General features: G+C 61.9%; 6 protein-coding genes. 1 reads left to right on the top strand and 5 read right to left on the bottom strand.

Translation table 11 applies throughout. The annotated features are described in order from the left end of the window. Window positions 1–39: 39 nt before the first annotated feature. Window positions 40–1,446 (bottom strand): adenosylhomocysteinase, encoded by a 1,407-nt coding sequence (gene ahcY, locus GRI97_RS12240; RefSeq protein ID WP_202392726.1) that lies wholly within the window; start codon window positions 1,444–1,446, stop codon window positions 40–42. 199 nt (window positions 1,447–1,645) lie between these two features. Between ahcY and GRI97_RS12235 the strand changes: the two genes are divergently transcribed. Further along, window positions 1,646–2,125, top strand: coding sequence for a peroxiredoxin (locus GRI97_RS12235; protein WP_161391449.1), 480 nt, complete (start codon window positions 1,646–1,648; stop codon window positions 2,123–2,125). Between the two features lie 77 nt (window positions 2,126–2,202). Here the strand turns inward: GRI97_RS12235 and GRI97_RS12230 are convergent, their stop codons facing one another. The 4 genes from GRI97_RS12230 to GRI97_RS12215 all read right to left on the bottom strand — a co-directional run bounded on the left by GRI97_RS12230 (window position 2,203) and on the right by GRI97_RS12215 (window position 7,271). Continuing rightward, window positions 2,203–3,495 carry a UDP-N-acetylglucosamine 1-carboxyvinyltransferase gene (locus tag GRI97_RS12230; protein ID WP_161391448.1) on the bottom strand — a complete coding sequence of 431 codons (1,293 nt, stop codon included), beginning with the start codon at window positions 3,493–3,495 and terminating at the stop codon, window positions 2,203–2,205. 41 nt (window positions 3,496–3,536) lie between these two features. After that, complete coding sequence (gene folE, locus GRI97_RS12225; RefSeq protein WP_161391447.1) at window positions 3,537–4,145, bottom strand: GTP cyclohydrolase I FolE; 609 nt, start codon at window positions 4,143–4,145, stop codon at window positions 3,537–3,539. 116 nt (window positions 4,146–4,261) lie between these two features. Next, window positions 4,262–5,728 (bottom strand): glycosyltransferase family protein, encoded by a 1,467-nt coding sequence (locus GRI97_RS12220; RefSeq protein ID WP_161391446.1) that lies wholly within the window; start codon window positions 5,726–5,728, stop codon window positions 4,262–4,264. Between the two features lie 175 nt (window positions 5,729–5,903). Then, a complete protein-coding gene (locus GRI97_RS12215; protein ID WP_161391445.1) occupies window positions 5,904–7,271 on the bottom strand; it encodes a tetratricopeptide repeat protein in 1,368 nt (455 codons plus the stop codon). Between the last annotated feature and the right edge of the window lie 272 nt (window positions 7,272–7,543).

Here is a 7,543-nt window from a genome sequence, read left to right as displayed (position 1 = left end):
CCCACCATTATCGGGACCGGGCGACAGCATTAGGCATAATCAGTAACGGTAGTGTTCCGGCTTGAACGGACCAGCGACCGGCACGCCGATGTAATCGGCCTGCTTCTGCGTCAGTTGGGTCAGTTGTACACCCAGCTTTTCCAGGTGCAGTGCAGCGACCTTTTCATCCAGGTGCTTGGGCAGCACATAGACGTCGTTCTTGTACTGGTCGGACTTGGCATAGAGTTCGATCTGCGCGAGCACCTGGTTGGTGAAGGAGCAGCTCATCACGAAGCTGGGGTGACCGGTGGCGCAGCCCAGGTTCACCAGTCGGCCCTTGGCCAGAATGATGATCTGCTTGCCGTCCGGGAAGGTCACGATGTCCGTGCCCGGCTTGATTTCCTTCCAGGCATAGTTGTCGAGTGCGGCAATCTGGATTTCGGAATCGAAGTGGCCGATGTTGCACACGATGGCCATCGACTTCATCGCCTTCATGTGTTCGGCGGTGATCACGTCTTCATTGCCGGTGGTGGTCACGAAGATGTCGCAGCGCTTCACCGCTTCTTCCATCGTCACGACTTCATAGCCTTCCATCGCCGCCTGCAGGGCGCAGATCGGATCGATTTCGGTGACCATGACGCGGGCGCCGCCGTTGCGCAGCGAATCCGCCGAACCCTTGCCCACATCGCCGAAGCCCGCAACGCAGGCGACCTTGCCGGCCAGCATCACGTCGGTTGCGCGACGGATCGCATCGACCAGCGATTCCTTGCAGCCATAGAGATTGTCGAACTTCGACTTGGTCACGCTGTCGTTCACATTGATGGCCGGGAAAGGCAGCTTGCCCTGCTTGGCCAGCGAATAGAGACGGTGCACACCGGTGGTCGTTTCTTCCGACACGCCCTTGATGGTCTGCACGGTCTTGGTCAGATAGCCCGGCTTGCGAGCGATGAATTCCTTCAGCGCGCGCTGGAATTCGATTTCTTCGGCGTTGCCCGGTTCGGGCAGGGTTTCACCAGCTTCGACTCGCGCGCCCCAGAGGGCGAACATGGTGGCATCGCCGCCATCGTCCAGGATCATGTTGCAAGTGACGTCATCACCCCAATCGAAGATACGACCGACATAATCCCAATATTCGGCCAGGCTTTCACCCTTGATGGCGAAAACCGGAATGCCCTGCGCGGCGATCGCGGCAGCGGCGTGATCCTGGGTCGAATAGATGTTGCAGGTTGCCCAGCGTACTTCGGCCCCCAAGGCCACCAGTGTTTCGATCAGCACGGCGGTCTGGATCGTCATGTGCAGCGAACCGGTGATCAGCGCGCCCTTCAGCGGCTGGGCAGCCCCATATTCTTCGCGCGTGGCCATCAGGCCCGGCATTTCGGTTTCCGCAATCGCGATTTCGTCGCGGCCATATTCGGCCTGCGCGATATCGCGGATGATATAATCGTTCTCAGCCACGGCAGTTGCCATCGGAATTCTCCTGTCTGTTTTCGGATGAAAGCACCGCCGGGGCTCCACGCGGGCTAATGTAGCGGGCGCACATATAGTGCCGGGGGAGCAGAGGTAAACCCCGCCACTGCAACACGGTCTGCGGTTGCGCTGTGTTGCCGAACGCCTATCTTCCGCCAGCAATCACACGCATCCCCGATGGGACAGAGAGGACAATTGCATGACGATTTCCAAAGGCGACACCATTCCAGAAGTGACCCTGGTCAAGGCGACCGCCGAAGGCCCGCAGAAAGTGCAGTCCAGCGAATATTTCGCCGGCAAAAAGGTCGCGCTCTTTTCCGTACCCGGCGCATTTACTCCGACCTGTTCGGCCAAGCACCTGCCAGGCTTCGTGGAAAAGGCTGCGGAACTGAAGGCCAAGGGCGTGGACGAAATCGCCTGCACGGCCGTAAACGATGCCTTCGTGCTGGGTGCCTGGAACAGCAGCAGCGGTTCGGCGGACATCACCATGCTGGCCGACGGCAATGGCGATCTGGTTGAAGCGCTGGGTCTGACCATGGATGGCAAGGGTTACGGCATGGGCACGCGCGGCCAGCGTTTTTCCATGATCGTCGACAATGGCACTGTGACGGAGCTGAACGTCGAAGCACCGGGTGATTTCAACGTCAGCAGCGCCGACCACATGCTGGGTCAGCTCTGATCTCAACACCTGAGCTACAATGAAAAAGGGCGCCTGCGGGGCGCCCTTTTTTTGTTCGATTGAAGGGTCGATGCCGATTAGCTGACCCACTGCACATCGGCGCCGAGCGAGACGAAATTATCCACGAAACCCGGATGCGCACGACGGATGGGATCAGCATCGAGAATGGTCGATTCCCCATCGATGGAACTGGCAACCATCAGCATTGCGATGGCGACGCGGATGATATAGGGGCTGGTGACCGTTGCCGGGGCCAGCTTGTCCCCGCCGAAGGTGATCAGCCGATGCGGATCGCACAGCAGCGTATGGGCACCGAACAGCGACAGTTCGGTGTGCCAGGTCAGCCCGCCCTCATACACCTTGTTCCAGAACATCGTCTGCCCCTGCGCGCGCACGCCCAGAGCGATGAAGATCGGCAGCAGATCGGCCGGGATGTAGGGCCACGGGGCCGCCTCCACCTTCGTGATCAGGTGAGAGGTGAAGTTTTCTTCCACCTTCAACTGGCTGGGTGCGCGCAGGCGTGACCAACCGTCGGCATGGGTCACTTCCGCACCGAATTTGGCAAAGGTGCGGTCGATCAGATCAAAATGTTCGGGATGCGCGTTGCGCACCGAGATATCCCCGCCGGTGACGGCCGACAGCGCCAGGAAGGTGGCGATTTCGTGGAAATCCTCAATGAAGGTGTAATCCGCCCCGCCCAGGGCGTGGCCGCCTTCGATCGAGACCATCGACGTGCCCTTGCCGATGATCCGGGCGCCGAGCAGTTCGAGGAAGGCGCACATTTCCTGCACATGCGGTTCGCAGGCGGCATTAACGATCTGCGACGTGCCCGATGCGGTCAGCGCGCTGAGAATGAAGTTCTCGGTGGTGGTGACAGAGGCATATTCCAGCCACATCCGCGCCGCTTCACCGCCACCCTTCTTCCGAAAGACGATCTGATGGCCGGCCTGGCTGACTTCGGCACCGAAGGCGCGGAACACGGCAACATGCGGATCGATTTCCCGCGCGCCGAGCGTGCAGCCCTTCACCTCGTTTTCCAACCGCGCCTCACCCAAGCGAGCAAGCAGACCGGGGATCATCATGATAGATGCCCGCATCGCCTGCGGCAAAGTCGCGCTCGCGCCAGACAGCACGGTGGAATGGTCAATTTCCAGCCGCCGGTCAGCCTTGTCCCAAGTGACGGAAGAACCGAGTTCGCGGAAGAAATCCACGATCCGGTTCACGTCGGTGATGTCAGGCACATTGCGCAGCGTGACCGGTGCATCGGTCATCAAAGTCGCGCACAGCACGGGCAGCACGGCATTCTTGTTGGCAGAAGGTTCGATGCGACCGGTGAGCTTTTGCCCGCCCCGGACGAGAAGCGCCGTCATTCAATCATTCTCCGCTGGACACCAGACCTATCAGGCCGGAGTCAGTATCCCATCAATTTCAGAACTTCCTCACGACTGCGCTGGTCGCTGCGGAACAGGCCCATCACCCGACTGGTGACCATGCCAACGCCCGAGGTGCGGACACCGCGAGCGGTCATGCAGGCATGGCTGGCTTCGATCACGACGGCTACGCCCTTGGGATTGAGATTGTCCCAGATGCACTGCGCCACTTCCGCCGTCAGCCTTTCCTGGATCTGCAACCGCCGCGCATAGGCGTGCAGCACGCGGGCGAGCTTGGAAATTCCCACCACATGATCGGTCGGCAGATAGGCAATCGCCGCCTTGCCAATGATCGGGGCCATATGGTGTTCGCAATGGCTCTGAAAAGGGATGTCTTTCAGCAACACGATTTCATCATAGCCGCCCACTTCCTCAAACACGCGGCTCAGATGATGGGCAGGATCTTCATCATAGCCCTGGCAATATTCCTTCCAGGCGCGCGCGACCCGCTTGGGTGTGTCAAGCAGCCCTTCGCGGGTTGGATCATCACCCGACCAGCGGATGAGTGTACGGATTGCTTCCTGCACATCTTCCGGAACCGGGATCTTGCCGCGCGATTCGTCCGAATCCGGGATCACAGCGGTGCTCATGCCTGTCCGTACCTGGGTTTTGCGTAGTTCATGGCCTCGCCAATAGTCCGCCCGAATGGAAAACACCATGTCTAGCACGATCGTGGCAAAACAACCCTGCTTGCCCGCCCAGCGGTTCAGCGGGTCGGCAGTGGCATGGGCCGTATATCGGAAACGCAGCGAGCCCGAGGGGCACGTTCCGGCGCATTCGCGGCGCCGATCCGATAAATGTAATAGCGTTTGCCATCATAACCGGGATCGATGACGGCCAGTTCGCGCACATCCGCTGCCGCTTCCAGCCGGATGTAGCTCAGCAGATGGAAGCTGCCGGTGCGACGGGCAGTTTGGGTTACCCATGACGCCAGAGGGCGCGGCACGTCGGAGCCCTTGGCGAAATTCCAGCGAATGAAATCGCTGGTGCAACCTTGTGCAGCATTTTCGAACAGCACGCCTGTAAGGGCGGAAACGCCCTGGCCATGCTGTGCCGGAACCGACACCCATGTTTTGTCCTGCAGGCCACGATTCCGGATGAAGGCAGCCACGCGCGGTGCGGTGTCGAATGGCAGGGCCAGCCCGGCATAGATGGCGACCATCCCGCAGGCTGTGCCGGTCAGCACCCACAGGCGAAACGGCCAGCGCGCGACTATACCATCGCGCGCCTGCTGCCAGTGCAGCCCGACCAGCAGTACCCCGGCCAACATCATGTGACGGATGGTCAAAGGATAAAGGAAGGCGAAAAAGCCGAGCGTAACAAGCAGGAATCCGGCCATCGCCAGCCGGTCCAGCACTCTGTCGCGGGTCTGCGAATAAGCGACAGCCAGGAACCCGGCCCACAGCACCATGGAGGATGCCAGCGCGGGCACCATGTCCCACTGCAGCCCGTCCTTCCATTGAAGAGGCACGGTCACCACGGAGAGCACCAGCATCCATAGCAACACGCCCTGTGCCGGTGAGGTGGTCGCGTAATAGACCGGGACCATGTCCGGCGCAGGGATGATCGTCCAGGCGGCGAACAGGCTGCAAACGGCAAAGACAGCAGCGCCGGGCCACCAGATCGTCTTCCATGACGATCTTGGCCCGAAACGCACCAGCAGCAGGCAGGCAGCCATCACCCCGAACAGGAATTCGGTCATCGGCAGGAGGGACAGCGGCAACCACGCCAACCGCCGCCCGTCCCAACTGGCCAAGGCCCAGAAAAACAGCATAACGCCAAGCGTATAGCTGCGAGACACCGTGCCATATTCGAAGAGGATGGGCTCGCTCAACGCCAGAGCCAGACGCAACCAAAGCGGGAACGGGCTGCGGAACAGGATCAGCCATTGTGTGGAAAGCGCAAGCAGCAGGCTGGCGACCGGCAGAGCAGCATGCGGCCCGACCACGGCGGCAAGCGCACGCAGCAGCAGATGCCAGAGCGGCGGATGTCCTTCATATCGCAGATTGGCGAACAGAGCAGCAATATCAGGCGTTTGCACCGCAAGCTGTAGTGCCTGCCATTCGTCGACGAAGTAATCGTGCCGCAGGATCAGCGCCACCTGCAGCGCCATCACCAGCCCGGCGAAGCAGTGCCAGGCTAGGTTATGCCGGCGGGATCCGTCCGCTTTCAATCCATTATCCCGCCACAGTGGCTCCACAGAACGATCCCTATTCATTCACCAGGAACGGCCGGCAATAGGGCCAACCTCATTCGCGATCGTTAACGCCCTGCCTGCGCATTTCACGCGCTGCCTGCGCATGGATACGCGCGAGCGATTCTATTCGCTGCTGCCGGACTAAGCGAAATCAGCTGGCAGCGGTGACCAGAGCACGGGCCCGGCGGGCGAGCAGCGAGCGCATTTCGGGATCGTTCTGGACCACCGGCTGGATGCGGCGGGTCATGCCGGCCGAGCCCCAGTTTTCATCCCGGCTGTCGGCCGCCTGCAGGATCTGGCGCAGGCTGACCCGATCGCCGATCATGGCAGCGGCGAAGGCGGGGAAGGAATGGTCGCGCGATGGATCACCATCGGCCTGCGCCGCCAGTCCGCTGACCAGCACCCGCCAGGCGGCAGCCTCGCCGGTGGAGTCCAGAGCGGCGGCGACCCGTTTGCTCAGATCGATGTCGGCGCTTTCACCGCGCAGTTCGGCGTAGCGGGAGAAATCCCGCGCGAAGGCATGCACATTGCGGTCGGCCAGATGGATGACGCTGAGGCAATCGAAGATGACAAGGAAATCGGGATTCTCGCGGGCCAGCCGATCCAGCAGAGTGCGGGCTTCGTCGTCACGGCCGGCGGACCAGAGGGCCCAGCCGTAATCGGTCTGGATCGCGACCGAGGCCGGTTCGAGCAGGCGGGCCTGGTTCAGTTGCTGCAGGCCCTGGGCATATTGGCCGTTGTCGACCAGCACATTGCCGTACCAGAAATGCGTCTGCGCCACATCGGGCGCCAGTTCGATCGCGCGGCGGAAGGCGTCGCCGGCACGGACCGGATCGCGATCCGACCAATAGCGGACGAAGCCCATCGCCCGGTGGGCGTCGGCCAGCGTGTCATCGATCTCCAGCCCTGCCTCCGCCGCGAGGCGGGCCCGGTGGAAGGCATCGCGCCGGTCCATGTCGCCGAATTCCTGCGACAGCAGATAGACATCGGCCAAGGCGGCAAAAGCCGGAGCAAAGCCGGGTTCGCGGCGGGTGATGGTTTCCAGCGCCCGGCGGGCCCGCATCAGCGATTCCGGGGTGCGCGTGGCCCAGTCTTCCCGGGCGTCGAGATAGGACTGCGCAAGCGTGGCATCCTGCGGCAGAGCGGCGGGGCGACTGCCGAAGGGCGAGACCAACCACAGCCCGCCCGCAACGGCGATGGCCAGCACGGCACCGCCGATGATCAGGCCCCGGCGTTTGCGGGGTTCGGCAAGCGAGGGTGGCAACGGCGGGAGTGGCGGGAGCGGCGGCATGTCGGACGAGCGTTCGGGCACCGGATCGGAAACCTGTTCCAGTTCTTCACCCGCTTGCCCGCGGATCCACTGGTCCAGCTCGCTCTTCAAGGCATAGACGCTGGCCTTCTTCCCGCCGGGAACCCGACGGATCGGCAATTGCCGTTCCGTATACCAGCGAATGGCGGTCGACCGGTCGCGGCCGAGATGGGCCGCGATGGATTTCCAGCCATTAATCCGGTCCGACAAACTGCCCCCCTACCCCATCCTGCAGCGCGCGTGCTTACCAAGGGTGGAGACGGGCACAAGCCATAAGGTGCATGGAGGCCGACCCACGCAGTTTCACCCGGGAAAGAAATGCTTGGCCCACCAAGGGCGTTCGTTTGGATGTGAACGGTTGTCAGCGCCGCCTATGCGGCATACCCATTTGCTACGGCTACCCTGCGCTGGGTGTCTCGACATTTCTGGATGAGAGACATGGCACAGAGCAATATCCGCGCGTCCGCGCGCCAGCGGCCCAT

This window comes from Croceibacterium xixiisoli (assembly GCF_009827305.1).
GTDB lineage: Bacteria > Pseudomonadota > Alphaproteobacteria > Sphingomonadales > Sphingomonadaceae > Croceibacterium_C > Croceibacterium_C xixiisoli.
Note: the sequence above shows the minus strand (reverse complement) of the source record. Positions and strands in the feature narration are given on the sequence as shown.